Source organism: Exiguobacterium sp. UBA5002 (assembly GCF_002396765.1).
In the GTDB taxonomy this organism is placed as follows: Bacteria; Bacillota; Bacilli; order Exiguobacteriales; family Exiguobacteriaceae; genus Exiguobacterium_A.
The window spans coordinates 15,608-30,953 of the sequence record NZ_DGYQ01000022.1 but is presented as its reverse complement, the minus strand read 5'-3'; the positions used below and the strand labels follow the sequence as shown (position 1 = coordinate 30,953).

The 15,346-nt window shown below is 48.1% G+C and carries 17 protein-coding genes; 5 read left to right on the top strand and 12 right to left on the bottom strand.

Annotated features, from left to right (window positions below):
• Position 1 precedes the first annotated feature (1 nt).
• From B4C70_RS05970 to B4C70_RS05960, 3 genes are read right to left on the bottom strand one after another with little or no spacing between them, the layout of a single operon-like run.
• The gene (locus tag B4C70_RS05970; protein ID WP_290777540.1) at positions 2-664 is read right to left on the bottom strand and encodes a 3-oxoacid CoA-transferase subunit B; all 663 of its coding nucleotides are present in this window, start codon (positions 662-664) and stop codon (positions 2-4) included.
• Between the two features lie 13 nt (positions 665-677).
• Entirely contained in the window at positions 678-1,379 is a 702-nt protein-coding gene (locus tag B4C70_RS05965) for a CoA transferase subunit A (RefSeq protein ID WP_290777538.1), read from the bottom strand.
• Positions 1,380-1,404: 25 nt separating this feature from the next.
• On the bottom strand, positions 1,405-2,844 hold the full coding sequence (locus B4C70_RS05960) for a GntP family permease (protein ID WP_214860864.1): 1,440 nt from the start codon (positions 2,842-2,844) through the stop codon (positions 1,405-1,407).
• Between the two features lie 241 nt (positions 2,845-3,085).
• Here B4C70_RS05960 and B4C70_RS05955 point away from each other — a divergent pair, with 241 nt between their 5' ends.
• Genes B4C70_RS05955 through B4C70_RS05945 form a run of 3 tightly spaced genes read left to right on the top strand, consistent with a single transcriptional unit; the run spans position 3,086 to position 4,843 of the window.
• Positions 3,086-4,201, top strand: coding sequence for a GGDEF domain-containing protein (locus tag B4C70_RS05955; protein ID WP_290777536.1), 1,116 nt, complete (start codon positions 3,086-3,088; stop codon positions 4,199-4,201).
• A 55-nt stretch (positions 4,202-4,256) separates the two neighbouring features.
• A complete protein-coding gene (locus B4C70_RS05950) occupies positions 4,257-4,415 on the top strand; it encodes a hypothetical protein (protein WP_290777534.1) in 159 nt (52 codons plus the stop codon).
• Positions 4,416-4,438: 23 nt separating this feature from the next.
• Positions 4,439-4,843: a DUF350 domain-containing protein gene (locus B4C70_RS05945; RefSeq protein WP_023467822.1), complete on the top strand. Its 405-nt coding sequence runs from the start codon at positions 4,439-4,441 to the stop codon at positions 4,841-4,843.
• Between the two features lie 95 nt (positions 4,844-4,938).
• On the opposite strand, the gene B4C70_RS05940 is transcribed toward B4C70_RS05945, so the two are convergent.
• From B4C70_RS05940 to trhA, 5 genes are all read right to left on the bottom strand, one after another.
• Entirely contained in the window at positions 4,939-5,685 is a 747-nt protein-coding gene (locus tag B4C70_RS05940; protein ID WP_290777532.1) for a hypothetical protein, read from the bottom strand.
• 132 nt (positions 5,686-5,817) lie between these two features.
• Complete coding sequence (locus B4C70_RS05935; protein WP_290714896.1) at positions 5,818-6,078, bottom strand: hypothetical protein; 261 nt, start codon at positions 6,076-6,078, stop codon at positions 5,818-5,820.
• Positions 6,079-6,098: 20 nt separating this feature from the next.
• The gene (gene rpiA, locus B4C70_RS05930; protein ID WP_290777530.1) at positions 6,099-6,797 is read right to left on the bottom strand and encodes a ribose-5-phosphate isomerase RpiA; all 699 of its coding nucleotides are present in this window, start codon (positions 6,795-6,797) and stop codon (positions 6,099-6,101) included.
• A gap of 42 nt (positions 6,798-6,839) precedes the next feature.
• On the bottom strand, positions 6,840-8,564 hold the full coding sequence (locus tag B4C70_RS05925) for a M3 family oligoendopeptidase (protein WP_290777528.1): 1,725 nt from the start codon (positions 8,562-8,564) through the stop codon (positions 6,840-6,842).
• A 118-nt stretch (positions 8,565-8,682) separates the two neighbouring features.
• A complete protein-coding gene (gene trhA / locus B4C70_RS05920; protein WP_023467814.1) occupies positions 8,683-9,330 on the bottom strand; it encodes a PAQR family membrane homeostasis protein TrhA in 648 nt (215 codons plus the stop codon).
• Between the two features lie 111 nt (positions 9,331-9,441).
• Here trhA and B4C70_RS05915 point away from each other — a divergent pair, with 111 nt between their 5' ends.
• Positions 9,442-9,957, top strand: a complete 516-nt coding sequence (locus tag B4C70_RS05915) for a DUF1836 domain-containing protein (protein ID WP_290777526.1) — start codon at positions 9,442-9,444, stop codon at positions 9,955-9,957.
• A gap of 54 nt (positions 9,958-10,011) precedes the next feature.
• Entirely contained in the window at positions 10,012-10,971 is a 960-nt protein-coding gene (locus tag B4C70_RS05910) for a DUF4003 family protein (RefSeq protein WP_290777524.1), read from the top strand.
• A gap of 77 nt (positions 10,972-11,048) precedes the next feature.
• Here B4C70_RS05910 and B4C70_RS05905 read toward each other — a convergent pair whose 3' ends face one another.
• From B4C70_RS05905 to B4C70_RS05890, 4 genes are all read right to left on the bottom strand, one after another.
• Positions 11,049-11,327 (bottom strand): hypothetical protein, encoded by a 279-nt coding sequence (locus B4C70_RS05905; protein WP_214729544.1) that lies wholly within the window; start codon positions 11,325-11,327, stop codon positions 11,049-11,051.
• 61 nt (positions 11,328-11,388) lie between these two features.
• On the bottom strand, positions 11,389-13,146 hold the full coding sequence (locus tag B4C70_RS05900; protein ID WP_290777521.1) for an EAL domain-containing protein: 1,758 nt from the start codon (positions 13,144-13,146) through the stop codon (positions 11,389-11,391).
• A 31-nt stretch (positions 13,147-13,177) separates the two neighbouring features.
• Complete coding sequence (locus B4C70_RS05895) at positions 13,178-14,812, bottom strand: ATP-binding protein (RefSeq protein WP_251137677.1); 1,635 nt, start codon at positions 14,810-14,812, stop codon at positions 13,178-13,180.
• Between the two features lie 83 nt (positions 14,813-14,895).
• Positions 14,896-15,327 (bottom strand): YaiI/YqxD family protein, encoded by a 432-nt coding sequence (locus B4C70_RS05890; RefSeq protein ID WP_029341287.1) that lies wholly within the window; start codon positions 15,325-15,327, stop codon positions 14,896-14,898.
• Positions 15,328-15,346 lie beyond the last annotated feature (19 nt).

Genomic DNA, 15,346 nt, shown 5'->3' with positions numbered 1-15,346 from the left:
TTCACTCCCCTACCGTCACGCGCTCGAGTTCCGGACTGACCGTAAATCGTGCTTCCGTGACTTGTTTGACGTCTTCGACCGTATGACCATTCAGCGTCTCGATCAAGACCATCCCGTCCGGTGTGAAATCAAAGACTGCCCGGTCCGTGATCAGACGGTTGACGACAGCGCGTCCTGTCAACGGCAAAGTACACGCCTGTTTGACTTTCGATTCGCCGTGTTTGTTGACATGTTCCATGATGATGACGACGCGTTTCGCTCCGTTGACGAGATCCATCGCTCCGCCCATGCCTTTGACCATCTTGCCCGGAATCATCCAGTTCGCAAGGTCACCGTTCTGATCGACTTCCATCCCGCCGAGGATCGCGAGATCGATATGCCCACCGCGAATCATCGCGAATGATTCGGCACTGTCGAAGTAAGAAGCTCCGGATTGTGCCGTGACTGTCTCTTTGCCGGCATTGATCTCGTCGGCATCGACCTCATGATCGAGTGGATACGGTCCGATACCAAGAAATCCGTTTTCGGATTGCAGCATGACATGCATGTCGTCCGGAATCGCATTGGCGATCAATGTCGGAATCCCGATCCCGAGATTGACGTACATCCCGTCTTCAATTTCCTGAAGTGCGCGTTCAATGATGATCTCTCGTGTCGTTTTCATATCGATTTCCTCCTCAAGCTTCCCGGACAGTCCGGCGTTCGATGCGTTTTTCATAATCCGTTCCGACGACGATGCGCTGGACATAGACGGCTGGTGTATGGATCTCGTTCGGATCGAGTTCGCCGACTTCAACGAGTTCTTCGACTTCGACGATCGTTACTTTTCCGGCTGTTGCGACAATCGGGTTAAAGTTGCGTGACGTCTTCCGGAAGACGAGATTTCCGAGACGATCCGCTTTCCATGCCTTGACGATCGCAAAATCGCCGACGATTCCTTCTTCGAGCAGATACGTTTTTCCGTCAAACTCCTTTTGTTCCTTTCCTTCAGCAATCGGTGTCCCGACGCCAGTCGGTGTATAGAAACCAGGAATACCAGCACCACCAGCACGGATTCGTTCCGCTAGCGTACCTTGGGGTACGAGATCGACTTCAATCTCGCCACTGAGGTACTGTTGTTCGAACGTTTTGTTTTCCCCGACATACGACGAAATCATCTTCTTAATTTGTCGCGTTTGCAAGAGCAAACCGAGTCCAAAATCATCGACGCCACAGTTGTTACTGACGACCGTCAAATCCTTGACGCCCTTCTCTTGTAACGCCATAATGGATTTTTCCGGGATTCCGCAGAGTCCGAAGCCCCCTACGACTAGCGTCGCCCCGTCAAAGATGTCTGCTATTGCTTCCGCGAATGATGCGTATACTTTCCCCTGTTTCATCTGATGATGCCCCCTTTTAAAATCCTTAATACAATCCAGTCAAGCTATACAATCCGATCATCAAGAAGACCGTCACTGTCTTGAGGATCGTAATCATGAAGATGTCCTTATACGACTGACGATGTGTCAGTCCCGTGACGGCAAGTAACGTGATGACGGCACCGTTATGCGGTAATGTATCCATTCCGCCGGACGCCATCGAGATGACGCGGTGCATGACTTCCGGTGGCACGCCGCCTGATGTGATCGCTTGCGTATATTTATCCGACATCGCACTTAACGCGATCCCCATCCCGCCCGATGCGGAACCAGTGACACCGGCAAGCGTCGTCGTCGTGACAGCTCCGTTGACGAGTGGGTTCGTGAACGTCTCTGAAATCCCGCTTGAGACGGACTTGAATCCTGGTAATGCTGCGATGACGCCTCCGAAACCATACTCAGCACCTGTATTCATGACCGCTAAGAGCGCGCCACCGATACTGACATTGAGACCAGCTTGGAAATTCGTCTTGATCTTCGGGAAGTCATACAGCATCGCTGCAAGAATTCCGATCAACAACGCCATTTGCACGGACCAGATTGCAAGAACGGCGGGTGTCTCGATCTTTCCGAATGCTTCTAGACCGATTGCTGAAAAATCAAATCCTTCCGGATACCATTTCGGAATCGACAGGGTGAAGACTTTATTCATGACAGCAACGAGGACGAGTGGCACGAAAGCCAGGACTTGCCGATAGACTGGTTGACGATCTGTTTCGAGTGCCATTTCCGGTTCGTTCTTCAACTCCATCTGCGGTGCGGCACTTGCCGCCGTCGCTTCGAATCCAGCATAACCTTCACCCGCTTGATGCGCTTTTTTCTTGCGTGACTCGAGGTACCACATCCCGACGACTAAGATGAACAAGCCACCAACTGTTCCCATGATCGGGGCAGCGTAGATATCCGTTTTGAAGAACGTCGTTGGGATGACGTTTTGAATCTGCGGTGTTCCTGGTAAAGCATCCATCGTGAACGTGAATGCACCAAGGGCGATGGTTCCCGGGATGAGGCGTTTCGGGATATTCGCTTCGCGGAACAAGTTCGCAGCAAACGGATAAACAGCGAACACGACAACGAACAGGCTGACGCCGCTATATGTAAGAATGGCGCCGAGTAAGACGATGGCAAGAATGGCACGCTTCGCACCAATCATACGGATGATCGTCTTCGCGATTGACTCTGCGATACCGGACATCTCAACGACTTTTCCGAAAATCGCTCCGAGGAGGAAGACCGGGAAGTATGCTTTGATGAAGCCGACCATCTTTTCCATGAAGATATTCGAGAAGAAAGGTAACACCCAGTCCGGGTTCGTCAGTAAGACAGCGAACAAGGCACAGATTGGTGCAAATAGGATGACCGAAAAACCACGATAGGCAACGAACATCAATAAGGATAAGGCAAGAAGAATGATGACGAGTTCCATAAGTAGATCTCCTTCAAATTTAGTAAGCGCTTTCATATCACTTCTTCATCATTTAACAACGCAGTGTCGAGGAGGTCAATTACATTTCGTAAAACCATAAGTACAGCTTATAGAAATCATAAGTTCACATTATAGACACAATTACATCAGATAGATTATTTTTTCAAGGAACAGGAGTTAGTCCTTTTATGGCGTATGTCTTTTAAGTAACGTACTTTTTATTTGAAAGGATGGACATTTCATGAAAAGCATCCTTTTTGACGTCTTGCATAACGTGACGCTATTAATGGCTGGTTTCTATCTGCTCGGAAAATTATCACCGCTTCCGATCACCCGTGACTCCCCGCGGCTGACGCGCGTATTGTACGGTCTTGCTCTAAGTGTCATCTCGTTACTACTCATGCAGATGACGATTGAAGCAGCACCTGGCGTCATGGTTGATTTGTGTCATATTCCGGTCGTCGTCGCTGCCTACTTTGGTGGTGCCATCCCGACAACGATCGTGACGATCGCGATCATCATCTATCGTTTCAGTTTAGGAACGAATCTAGCAGCCTTCACCGCATTCGGCTTCATTGTCGCCATTGCTTTAGGAACGAGCTTAATTGTTCGCGAAATGCCACCCTATGCAAAACGAACATTCACACTCGTGACGCTCTACGCGACGGCTTTACACGCTCTTGTCTTATGGATTGTCTTACCGAAACAGATTCTTCTACTTGAAGTGATGGCAGTCGTCATTCCTGCATCGTTCGTCAGTAGTTGGCTCGCCCTGCTGATCATCCGCGATATTCGGTTGACCAAACAATCATTACGGATGCTTCGGCAAAAAGCACAACTCGACTTTTTGACAGGATTGAACAATTCACGCGCCTTCAATGAATACTTCACGGATGTCAAACAGCGATTGATCCTGAACAAACAGTCCATCGTATTATTGACGATCGATATCGATCATTTTAAACACGTCAACGATACGTATGGTCATGAAGCGGGCGACGAAGTGCTACGACAGTTTGCCAATCGACTGCGCGACGGAGTGGCAGAAAGCGGGTATTTATCCCGTAACGGCGGCGAGGAGTTTTCAGTCCTGTTTGAGGGCGTGCCACTCGCTGAAGTGATTCCTTTAGCAGAACAATTGCGTGAACGGATCGCTTCCAGCCCGTTTCGATTGGCTTCGATCGATTTGCCACTTACGGCATCGTTTGGTTTAGCGGCTTTTGATGAAACGACATCTCAAATCGACCAGCTCCTTCCGGATGCGGATGCTGCTCTCTATCAGGCAAAGCAACAAGGACGGAATCAAGTCGTCCTGTTTTCTCCTAATGCAGAATCTGCCGTCAGCTTTCAAGAATAACGATGGACGCCACCTCTGAAATCCGCTACCTTTAAAGAAGAGGTAGGTGATTGGCATGAAGTTAGCAAAAGGTCCCTATATCCTGATCGGCCTCATTTTAGGTCTCTTGTTCGGATTCATTGGTGACAACTTCTATTTGTATGTATCAGCAGGTATTCTCGTCGGAGCACTGCTTGAATTGTATGTTGCATACGAACAACGCAAAAAAAAATAAAAAATCATGATGGAGGTACCAGCATGACATTCAGTGATCTATTCCTTTCAACGCTCTCGTATATCGGTGTCGCGACCGTACTCCTTGCCATCGGTGTCGTCCTGTTCGAGGTGACGACGAAATCAAAGGAGCTCGAACTCATCCGTAACGGGAAGAAAGCGGCCGTCTACGCCTTCGGTGGACGTATTCTTGGTCTTGCCATCGTCCTCTATTCGAGTATCTCGAACTCTGTCAGCATTCTCGATATGGTGTTATGGGGCGCACTCGCGATCGTCTTACAAATCGTTTTGTTCTATCTCGCGGATTTATTGATTCCACGTTTGAGCATGACGAAAGAGATTGATGCGAACAACGAAGCAGTCGGCTTGTTGCTTCTCTTCTTATCGATTTCGATCGGTTTGATCATTGCAGGATCGCTTACATATTAAGAACAGCCCGTACTTCATTTAAAAAGCTCCTACGAAAGAAGAAAATTATTTTCTTTCATAGGAGCTTTTTTATATCCAATCCTATTTCTATATTCTTATTTAATAGTTGTAAAAGTCTTATCCCATTCCAATAACTTATTGAACTCAGACATCTTAAAGTCCTTCGGAAGATTCGTTACATCGATCCATACCCATGAACGAAATGCTGTAGCCTTCTCATCATCTGCTCCCATCACGATCACCTTTCCAGCCTTCATCGATCCGTCTTTCATTTTCGTCACTAATTTTGCCAAGTCTTTTTTCACCGTGTGTCGCGCTTCCTTATGTACGTTCACCATGATCTGCACATGCCGCATCGATTCTTTATTCAATTCGGTATATTGCAATACATTATTTAGTTTTACGTCATCTATGAATAATTCCGGTGGAGAGTTCACCTCGACACTAATAAAATTGTTTCCGTACACCTCTTTTGCTTCGTTCGTGACTACTTTACGAATATCACGTGACCAAATTTCTTCCCAATATGTATCGTACAATTCATAATCATTATGATACGTTGCATAGAAAGAGACATCATCCTTCTTATCCGGTTCATTCGTATGAAAAATTGCCCCATATTCGCTTATAGTCGCATCGTAACGAGTGTACTCTAGGTCAAATTTCGTTTTATACTCTCGCTCTAAATCTACTTCCAATCGTTTTCCGATTTCTTTTTCTTTGATCGGATTGCCATTCATGATTAAAACGAATGAACCAACGATAACAGCGAAACAAGCGATAATCACAATCCAACCAAACTTCAACCACAAACGCCTCATTCTTCTTAACCACCAATACATACATGTGCCTCCTGCTGAACATTTCTAATTTTCTATGGATTGCGTTCAATTTTTACTACGCTCACAACTAAACGGCTAAAGTCCGTTCAAATCCGGACTTTAACCGTTTTAATTACTTATAGTTGACTGCCACTATTTTTCAAGCTCCTCTAGCTCCGTCCGCGAACGTGGAAAACCATTCGCTTGCCACTCAGCTCGATAGATCGAATCCAGTTTCGTCAATCCGACCTCATCCGGGTCTTTCGCAGCATCTGGACTTGGATCCTGATCGAGATGCGCTAAATAATCACGTAGCGCATCGGTCTGTGTGCCCTGTTCCCGCTTCCTGAACAACAGTAGACTCGCACCGGCAATGACACCTGCTCCGAATAAATACCGTTTTTTCAAGCCCATACGGTTTCCTTCTTTCTTTCTTAAACCAATCCACCACCGTCACGCAGTCGTGGATGTGCGATACGTTTGACCTTTCCCTCATCGACCGTCAGGACATGATCGGGCTGTCGCTCGAAGTAACCGGTCTCGAGTACACCCGACCAACTCTTCACTTCTTTTGCGAATACTCGGACGTCCGAGATGGCTGATAAGTCAACGTCAAGAATCACGTGACCTCCATCTGTAACGAAGGGACGATCGTCTTTCACGCGTAGCGTTGCTGAGACATGCTTATCACGCAACCGTTGCCGCACATACGGTAACGCAAACGGATCCAGTTCGACCGGTAACGGTCCGCTTAAATGATGGACGAACTTCGAAGAATCGGTCAGATAGAGCAATTCCCGACTCATCAGCGCGACGATTTTCTCGCGAAATAGTGCGCCGCCACCACCTTTGATCGTTTGAAATCGTCCGTCTATCTGGTCGATCCCATCGATCGTCACATCGATTTCCATTCCCTCTTCCAAGTCGATCAACGGAATGTGTAACTGTTCCGCGAGTCGGACTGTCGCAAGTGACGTCGCCACACCTTGAATCTGTAGTCCCGCCTGCACAAGTGGACCGAGCGCCTCGATGAACCGTTCCGTCGTCGAACCCGTCCCAAGACCCACTATCATCCCATCATTCACGTAAGTTAGTGCTGCCTCAGCGACTAATTGTTTCTCCTGTTCATACATCCGCATCCCTCCCTACATTTCTGTTCCCGTTTCGATTCGTCTTCAATCGACGGAGAGAGAGGATTCCGTTAATGTCAAGTACTGCTCAATTGCCTGGATGAGCGGTTGCTGGGCTTCCATCCAAAACGCGACAGATGTCGGATCAGCGTCGAGATGACGTTTAACGATCTCATCGATCGTCGCTTGACCGGAATTATGCATGATGGCTTCAAAGACTGCCGAAAATTGATTCGGATCCGCTTGAACCGTCTGATACAGACTATTGCTGAGCAGATAACCGATCGTGTAGGGAATGTTGTAGAACGCAAGATTCGGATTGAACAAGTGACTGATGTACATCCATTTATAGCGCGCCGGTTCAGGCAATACTGGACCATAGGCTAACCGTTCTTCCTCTTGCAGGAGTTCACTTAACCGTTCGGCACTGACCGTCCCTTGCTGACGTTCCGCATAAAAACGTTGCTCGAACCGGAACATCCCGGGAACGATGCTGGCATATTTCAGCCCTTCCCGGATCTTGACTTCAAGCAAAGCAAGCACTTCCTCGCGTTCCGTTGTCTCTTTGATAGCAGCATCGAGCACTAGATTCTCCATGAACGTCGAAGCTGTTTCCGCGATGCTCGTTCCTTTGAGTTGATTTAAATACGGTTCGTCTTGCAGTAAATAATTATGATAGGCGTGACCGAATTCATGCGCGAGCGTCGCAACGTCCGGATAACTGTCGCGATACGTCATGAAAATCCGGCTCTCCTTGGCAATCGGGAATGCGGCACAGAATCCGCCTTCCGCTTTTCTAGGACGATTCTCTGCATCAACCCATCCCTTACTAAACACGTTTTCAGCAAAAGTACCGAGTCGCGGATTCAATCGTTTGAATTGTGTCGTGACGATGGTCTCTGCCATCTCAAACGGAATGTGACGGGCGGAGCGATAGGTGTTCGTCTCAAAATCATGCCATTCTCCCGTCACCCGCTCCGCCTGGGCAATCTTGCGAGCGTAATAGGCGTGAAAGAGGTCGCGGTGTTGATCAAGTGCTTCCATCATCGCTGTTAGGCTCGCTTCCGAGATCCGGTTCTGCTCAAGCAACTCAGTCAATGGTTGCTCCCAGTTCCGCATCTTGTAGGATTGCAATCTGAAGCCAGCAATCCGGTTCAGAATCGTCGCAAACAGGTCAGCTTCCTGTGCACACGCGGTGTCAACCGCTGTCGCTGCCGATAGACGAGCCGAACGGTCAGGTGCGAACATCGCTTCGTGTAGCCCTTGACCGATCGTGACCTGCTTATTATCCAAGTCGACGCGTAATGCCATGAAACGCTGTTTGTAGAGCTGCCCCCAGCCTTGGAACCCATCCACACCGAGATCCTGCAATAAGTGTTCCTGAACCAGTGGTGCACGACGCGACTGGATGTCACGGCGTTCGTTCAAGAAAAAGGCGTATGGTGAACCCGTGACGAGCTCCTCCCACTCTTCTTGTGACAGTGCGGCTATCTTCGTATCGAGTGCTGCTGCCTCACTGCGCACCATCGCTTGCACGATTTCGATCTCTTCGAGCAATGGATGGACTTCTGAGCGCGTGACATCTTCAGCGTACAGACAATAAATGAAGTCGCTCCATTCCTCGACGTCGCGCGCGACTTGCTGATAACGCTCGACCTGTTTTGCCACATCAATCGGCCGATTCGACAATGCTGTTTGTATGGAAGCGATACCTGCTTTGACATCATCAATCGTGTAGAGTGTCTCTAATTGCCATCGTGTGTGTTTCATGCTTTTCCTCCTATGCGTGATCTATTCGTTCTTTCATTCGTGAGGACACTCGACTTCTCCTGTATTTTCCATCAGACACAAAAAAACTCCTTCAGCCATTGACTGAAGGAGGACATCCTCATAAGACGAAGAAGTAGACACATAGGAAGTGCGCTAGGCTACCCAGTAGTACGAAGATATGGAAGATTTCATGGAATCCAAGATGTTTGAACGATAAGATCCGTGGCTTCAGCCCATAGATGATGCCACCAATCGTGTAGAAGATACCACCAAGGAACAATAACCCGATGCCGAGCGGTGATAAAACTTGCGCAAGTGGTGTGATCGCAAATACCATGATCCAGCCCATTCCGATGTAGAGCGTCGTTGATAACCAACGTGGACTGTTGAACCAAACCAATTTAAAGGTGATTCCAGAGACTGCAATCAACATGACGATGCTGAACAAGACCCAACCAGTCGGGCCGTTCAGACTGACGAGGCAAAACGGTGCGTAAGACCCGGCAATCAACAGATAAATCATCGAATGATCCAACCGACGCCAGATTGCGATCGCCCGGTCGCTCGCAAGCACCATATGGTAGGTCGCTGAGACGGCATAGAGCGCCATCATACTGACACCAAAAATAATCGCTGCAACGATCGCAAGTGATGCCCCCCGTTCTAACGATGCCTTGATGACAAGTGCCAGTAACCCGACAAAAGCAAAGACAGCCCCTCCAAGATGCGTTAATCCATTAATCGGTTCTCTCATATAAGCTTTCACTTTCGTTCCTCCCCTGATATGTAGTTTCGAATACTACATGGCGTTATATACGTATTCTATCATATGATGGAGAAGTAGAAAGTCCTATTTTAGCGATTTTGGAGGTTTTTTATGACACATTCTGACGACACGAGACACGATCGTCAATTACGGCTCGAGGATATCCCGAATATCGATCTCTATATGGATCAAGTCATCCAACTGTTCGAGCGGACATTCGAGGAAACGACGCGAAGTGCAGACGAGACGATTTTGACGAAGACGATGATCAACAATTATGCCAAAAAGAAATTATTCTTTCCGGTCACGAATAAAAAGTACACGAAGGAGCACTTGATTCTGATCAGCTTGATCTATCAATTGAAAAGTTCGTTTTCGATCAATGATATCAAGACGATTCTCGCGCCCTTGAACGAAGGGATCGAACAGGATCAACTCGATCTTGAAGGATTTTACCGTGACTATCTCATGTTAGCAGAACAAAATACAGCTCGCTTCGTAACGGAACAAGAAGCTTTGACCGCCTCGACGACCGACCCACTGGAACAGATCTTAGCGATGGCTCATATGAGTAACTTGTACCGGCGCGCAGCAGAACACTTGATAGACACCCAACTGAAAAAATAAGAGAACGCTTTCGCTGCGTGATACACTATACGAAAAGGCAGAGGAGGAACAGTCATGGAGATCGCGACGACTTTCTTGCGACAGCTGGATCACATCGGACCAGAATTCAGAACCTATCAGGATGGCATTCTCATCGAACTGGCATTCGACCGGACGATCGGAACGGAGCAGGTTTCCGCAAGTGTGTTGCTTGAGACAGCAGATGACTTAAAAATACGGTTGCGTACACAAACGACCCAGGCATTATTGCTTGCTTCGAAGATTCATGCCTTTGACGCCCACACACCGAGTCGGATTGCTGAGATGATGTCGATTCATGGCTATTTTAAATCGCATCGCTTGTCGCATCCCTTGAATGCCTACTCTACTGCCCTTTTCATCAGCCGTCTTACTCCACAGGACGCGGTACTTGAACGAACGGTACAATTATACACACGCCTCAAAAAACAACATCGGTTCATCGTGTCACCGCTATTGATCTCTTTCGTCTATTTTCACGATACGACACGCGGTGAGTTAGACGAACTCGCCTCGCGTATCGAAACGGTCTATCAACGACTCAAACGACGGTTCGGACGCGCTCAACAGACGTATGTCGTCGCCTTGATATTCGCTTTATTGCCTGAAGACGATTGGGATCGCTATATCGCACAAGTGGAGGCATCCCGTAAGATACATCGTAAACACCATGTTCCGCTGTCGTTCCACGGCATGCTTGCGTTACTCGGTGATCCAAACGTTCACGCTTCGTCACTCGAACGGATGGCAGAGGCGTTACGCTCCGATTTACATTTTAAATACCGGAAGGACTTAGTCTATCTGACAGCAATCCGATTGTATTTAAGTCAACAAAAGATCCTGCAACAACTCTTCCCATCTTCGATTCTCCCACCGGACGGCGCTGACGCGATTCCGTTCTTACTCTTCCCTATTGATTTGACCGACACGTCCCATGCGACGGACGGCGGGATCGACGGAGGATTTGATGGTGGTGGTGACGGCGGGGGCGAGTAATCATTCAAGAACAATACAGCAAAAAGGGCAATCGACGCGTGGCATTACTGCCGAACGTCGATTGCCCTTATTTATAGTTATTCTTTATCTTGCTGGTCTTCATCAGACGGCTGGACATCGCCATCTTCATCTGAAGCATGGGACAAATCGGGTGCTTCTTCACTCGAAGCATCGTCATCTGGTCGTTCTGTTTTCTCAGCATCTTGTTCTTGCTCTTGGTGCTTCGATTCTTTTTCCTCTTTTGAAGATTCCGGTACATTCGTATGGTCTTGCGGATCACGCCCCGCAATCTCATCCTTCGTCATACGGTTCCCTGAAGTAATCGGATCCGTCTCTTTATCGTGTTGATTCGCCATTTGGCATCCCCCTTAAAATGTACTTGTTCCACATTTTAAAGTATTCCCGACTGAAGAACGATTAAACCTCGGCGTGCCCGCGAACAATGTCCTCGATGAGTAATTGGTCAATTGGCTGAGGGTGATGTACCTCATAGCCTTGCACATAAAGGTCCTCATCCAGCAGTTGAATCTGTTGGAGTTGAGACGCGGTCTCAACCTCTTGAATCACGAGCGCGATGTTCAGCACAGACGTCAACGAATGAACAGACCGAATCATCGAGCGCTCCAACTGATTTTGGACGAGGCGACGCGTAAAGATTGGATCAAGCTTGACCGCTTGAACAGGTAAACGCAATAACGAATTGAGTGATGCGTAATGACTTCCAAAATGATCGACGGTCAAACGATAGCCTGCTTGACGCAATTGTTCCAACCGGTTGATCGCAAAACGGCGACGTGTCTGCAGTACTTCTTCCCGAATTTCAAGAATGAGTCGTTCATTCGGGAAGTATGACTCCTCTGTCAGTCGGAGCAACTCGGAAAATAGTTGATCTGACTCGAACTGATTCGCCGACAGATTGACGGCGACGGAAATCTTACGTCCAAATGTCTCCTCCAAGCGCCGTTGATCCAGGATTGCCTGACGGATCGTAAATCGACCGATGTCTGGGAAAATCTCCATCTTCTCGGCAATCGGAATAAAATCCGTCGGACTGACGAACCCAAGCACTGGATGATTCCAGCGTAGAAGTGCTTCTACCGCGACATAATGTTCTTGTTTCGCATCGACGATCCATTGGTAATAAAGCTCGAACTGCCCTCGTTTCAGTGCATGCGACAGCTCTGATTCAAGGACCGATGCAAACGGGTGTTGCTCCGCATGTCGGTTCGGATTGACGAACGAGGTCCGACGTTTCCCGTCGTGTTTCACTTGTTGCATCAAGGCTTCCGCTGCATAAATCTGCGTCTGACGACTCGCCATGTCACCGGTCAGGAGACTGACCCCAGACGATGCCGTCACGTGAATCGGTTCGTCCGCGACACCAACGATCGGTTGTTCAATCGCTTCCGTGACGATGCGAGCGTACTCTTCTGCATGCTGTTCGAATTCCTGTTCCTGCTCAAGTGCCGCTAAGACGACGAATTCATTACCATCCATTCGTCCGACGACATGATTCGGTAATGGAACATATTTCAGCCGGTTTGCAATTTCGCGCAATACTTCGTTCCCGGATCGGTATCCATGCATTGCATTGATCGCATGAAAACGATCGAGGTTCAAGACCATCAAAAAGGCCGGATGGATCGTCACACTCGAAATCAAACGATTCATATAGCGTTCGTTATAGACGTCGGTCAGGGCATCCTTAATGACGTATGTTTCGACATTGATTGATTTACTGATGATATCTGCATATCGTTCAACGAGCGCGATGTCCTGTTCCTTGAAGTCGAATGGTTGATCGTCAAAGGCACATAACGTGCCAATTTTCTCGTTCTCTGCGTTTTTGATCGCCACCCCTAAAAAGCTACCGTTTCCAAGTGCTTTCGTGACCGGATGATTGACCGTCAATGGATCATTGAGCAATTCATTGATCGAGACCTTCCCATCCGTCTCATCGACGACCAGCTTACAGAGGACATGTTGGAAGACATGGGTCGAGCCTTCTTCGATCAACTGACGGTCTTGGTTGATTGCTTTAACGACAAAATTGCTGTAAGAATCGTTTAATGCAAAAAATAATGTATTGACGCCGATTCGTTCACTCAGTTTTTCAAGAATTTCTTCGACGAGTGGATGCAAAGCTTCATAACGAATGTGTGAGTTATTATTCACCGTGTCTTCCTCCTTTCTGGTTCTGTCGTGGTCATACGTCAACTGGAAGTTGAATGATGAAGGTACTACCTTTTCCTTCCGTCGATTGAACGGAAATCGCTCCTCCATGATCGAGCACGATCATTCGGCAAATCGCGAGCCCTAAGCCGGTTCCGCCGATTTTACGTGTATCCGAATTATCGGCTCTATAAAACTTATCAAAAATGTAAGGTAGGGCTTTCTCTGGTATACCGAGCCCTTCGTCCGAAATCTCAATCCGTAATTGATCCGATTGGTTTGACCCTTTGATCCGGATTGCGCCGCCCTCAGGCGAATATTTTATCGCATTCATGATTAGGTTCGTAAACAGTTGCTTCATCTTCTCACTGCTGGCTGATACCGTATAGTCTCCTGATTCGAACTGAACACTGATTCGGTGTGCCTGACTCGCAAGATCAAACATCGGCTTCATCTCGAATATCAACTGTTTCAAATCAAGGGGTTCTTTTTGCGTGCCCTGCGTCGAATCTTCCCCTTTCTGAATTTCCAGGATATCATTGATCAATTCCGCTAATCGAACGGTTTCCGAATGAATCGTCTGCAAATACCGCTTTTGGCGCTTCGGATCGACTTCTCGTTTCATCAGTAACTCCGTAAAGCCCATGATGGAAGAGAGCGGTGTCCGCAACTCGTGCGATACGATCGAGACGAACTCTGCCTGTTTAAGATCGAGTTCCTTGTCTTTCGTCACGTCGCGTAAGACGAGCATCATTCCCCATTCGACGTTCGCGATCGCAATCCGTTCAGCGTAGGCACTGAGTAATAAGTTCCCACGAAACGCCGAGAGTTCGATTGTTTCTCCCGGAATATCCCCGTTCATTAGTTGACCGATATAGTCATGAAGTGCGTCCGGCTGATCGACATGCTCAAACAGCGACGTCGCCCGTTCATACGCATGACGGAATCCTTGCGCTTGATTGACGAGCTTCGGGGGAAACATGTTCAACAATGCTTGGTTTGCATAAATCTGTTCTCCGCTACTCTCGATATATAGGACAGCTTCCCGAATCGAGTCCAGTAGCTGATACGTCTTGATTTTTTCATGCTCCATCTGATGGAACAACAGATGGCGCTCAAGCGTCATCCCGAGTTTTCGTGATAGATCAAGTAAGTCCCCGACTTGCTCTAGATTGAACTGAGCGAAGGCATGACGAACATAAAGCAATCCGACGACTTGTCCGTTGCTTGGGGACTGGACCGGGATTGCCGACTCGAACTGCTCACTGATTGGCAACTGAACCGATTTACGCATGACGAACGCCCGACGTAAGACCGAATATTGATCGAGATCTTTTTCGATCAGCTCCATCTCGTCGATGCCTTGCGCGACGAAATGATTCAATTGTTCACGACGGTACAAGAGGATGGCACCTTCTTTTACATCGAGCAGTTGCAACAGAATCGTCAGGACGGTCTCACAGGCCGCTTCGACATTTTGTGTCGCTAGCGCTTCCATGATTTCATTACGTTGCTTCAATTTCAGTTCGACTTCCCGTAAATTCTGTTGTAACCGATTGATTTCACGTTGATCGAGTGAAGTGAGTCGTGCCTCAGCTGATGCCGGAACCGTTCCTTGGCGCAATCGGTAAGGACGGTCCTTCGAGTGGTCGCGTAAAATTCGTTTCAACGTGCATCCTCCTTTCTGAATTCATTCCTGTTTCAAATTATAGCATGGTCCTTGCTGTATCAACAGTTCAAGTACATTCTTACTTATATGATGGTGTGCACTAATGCACGAAATGCTTCTTCAAATGCCCGATCCGCATCACGTGTCCGTTTTTTCGGTCCTTTCGTCCGTCCACCGGCTCGTCGGATTTGTTGTCCGACATGCCGTGTATGAAGTAATAAATCAATATTATCGTTCGTGAACTCACGACCGTTTTGGTCCATTGCGAGTCCTCCTCGCGCTAAGACGAGTGCTGCTAAACCGTAGTCTTGGGTCACGACGAGATCGCCACGTTTCATCCGATTGACGATTGCGTAATCGACAGCATCTGGACCTTGTCCGACCGTAATCGTCGTCGCCCCCTCCCGCATCATCTGGTGTGCTGTATCACAAACTAAAAAGACGTCACGTCCCTGTCGGTGTCGAACGACGAGATCGACAACGGGACATCCGTCCGCATCTACGAAAATAGACATCTGCATCCTCCCTTGTTGG

Coding starts and splice junctions, on each gene's coding strand:
- B4C70_RS05955 (WP_290777536.1), top strand. CDS start 3,086: ATGAAAAGCATCCTTTTTGACGTCTTGCATAACGTGACGCTATTAATG.
- B4C70_RS05890 (WP_029341287.1), bottom strand. CDS start 15,327: ATGTCTATTTTCGTAGATGCGGACGGATGTCCCGTTGTCGATCTCGTC.
- B4C70_RS05945 (WP_023467822.1), top strand. CDS start 4,439: ATGACATTCAGTGATCTATTCCTTTCAACGCTCTCGTATATCGGTGTC.
- B4C70_RS05915 (WP_290777526.1), top strand. CDS start 9,442: ATGACACATTCTGACGACACGAGACACGATCGTCAATTACGGCTCGAG.
- B4C70_RS05925 (WP_290777528.1), bottom strand. CDS start 8,564: ATGAAACACACACGATGGCAATTAGAGACACTCTACACGATTGATGAT.
- B4C70_RS05965 (WP_290777538.1), bottom strand. CDS start 1,379: ATGAAACAGGGGAAAGTATACGCATCATTCGCGGAAGCAATAGCAGAC.
- rpiA (WP_290777530.1), bottom strand. CDS start 6,797: ATGTATGAACAGGAGAAACAATTAGTCGCTGAGGCAGCACTAACTTAC.
- B4C70_RS05970 (WP_290777540.1), bottom strand. CDS start 664: ATGAAAACGACACGAGAGATCATCATTGAACGCGCACTTCAGGAAATT.
- B4C70_RS05950 (WP_290777534.1), top strand. CDS start 4,257: ATGAAGTTAGCAAAAGGTCCCTATATCCTGATCGGCCTCATTTTAGGT.
- B4C70_RS05960 (WP_214860864.1), bottom strand. CDS start 2,844: ATGGAACTCGTCATCATTCTTCTTGCCTTATCCTTATTGATGTTCGTT.
- B4C70_RS05905 (WP_214729544.1), bottom strand. CDS start 11,327: ATGGCGAATCAACACGATAAAGAGACGGATCCGATTACTTCAGGGAAC.
- B4C70_RS05940 (WP_290777532.1), bottom strand. CDS start 5,685: ATGTATTGGTGGTTAAGAAGAATGAGGCGTTTGTGGTTGAAGTTTGGT.
- B4C70_RS05935 (WP_290714896.1), bottom strand. CDS start 6,078: ATGGGCTTGAAAAAACGGTATTTATTCGGAGCAGGTGTCATTGCCGGT.
- B4C70_RS05910 (WP_290777524.1), top strand. CDS start 10,012: ATGGAGATCGCGACGACTTTCTTGCGACAGCTGGATCACATCGGACCA.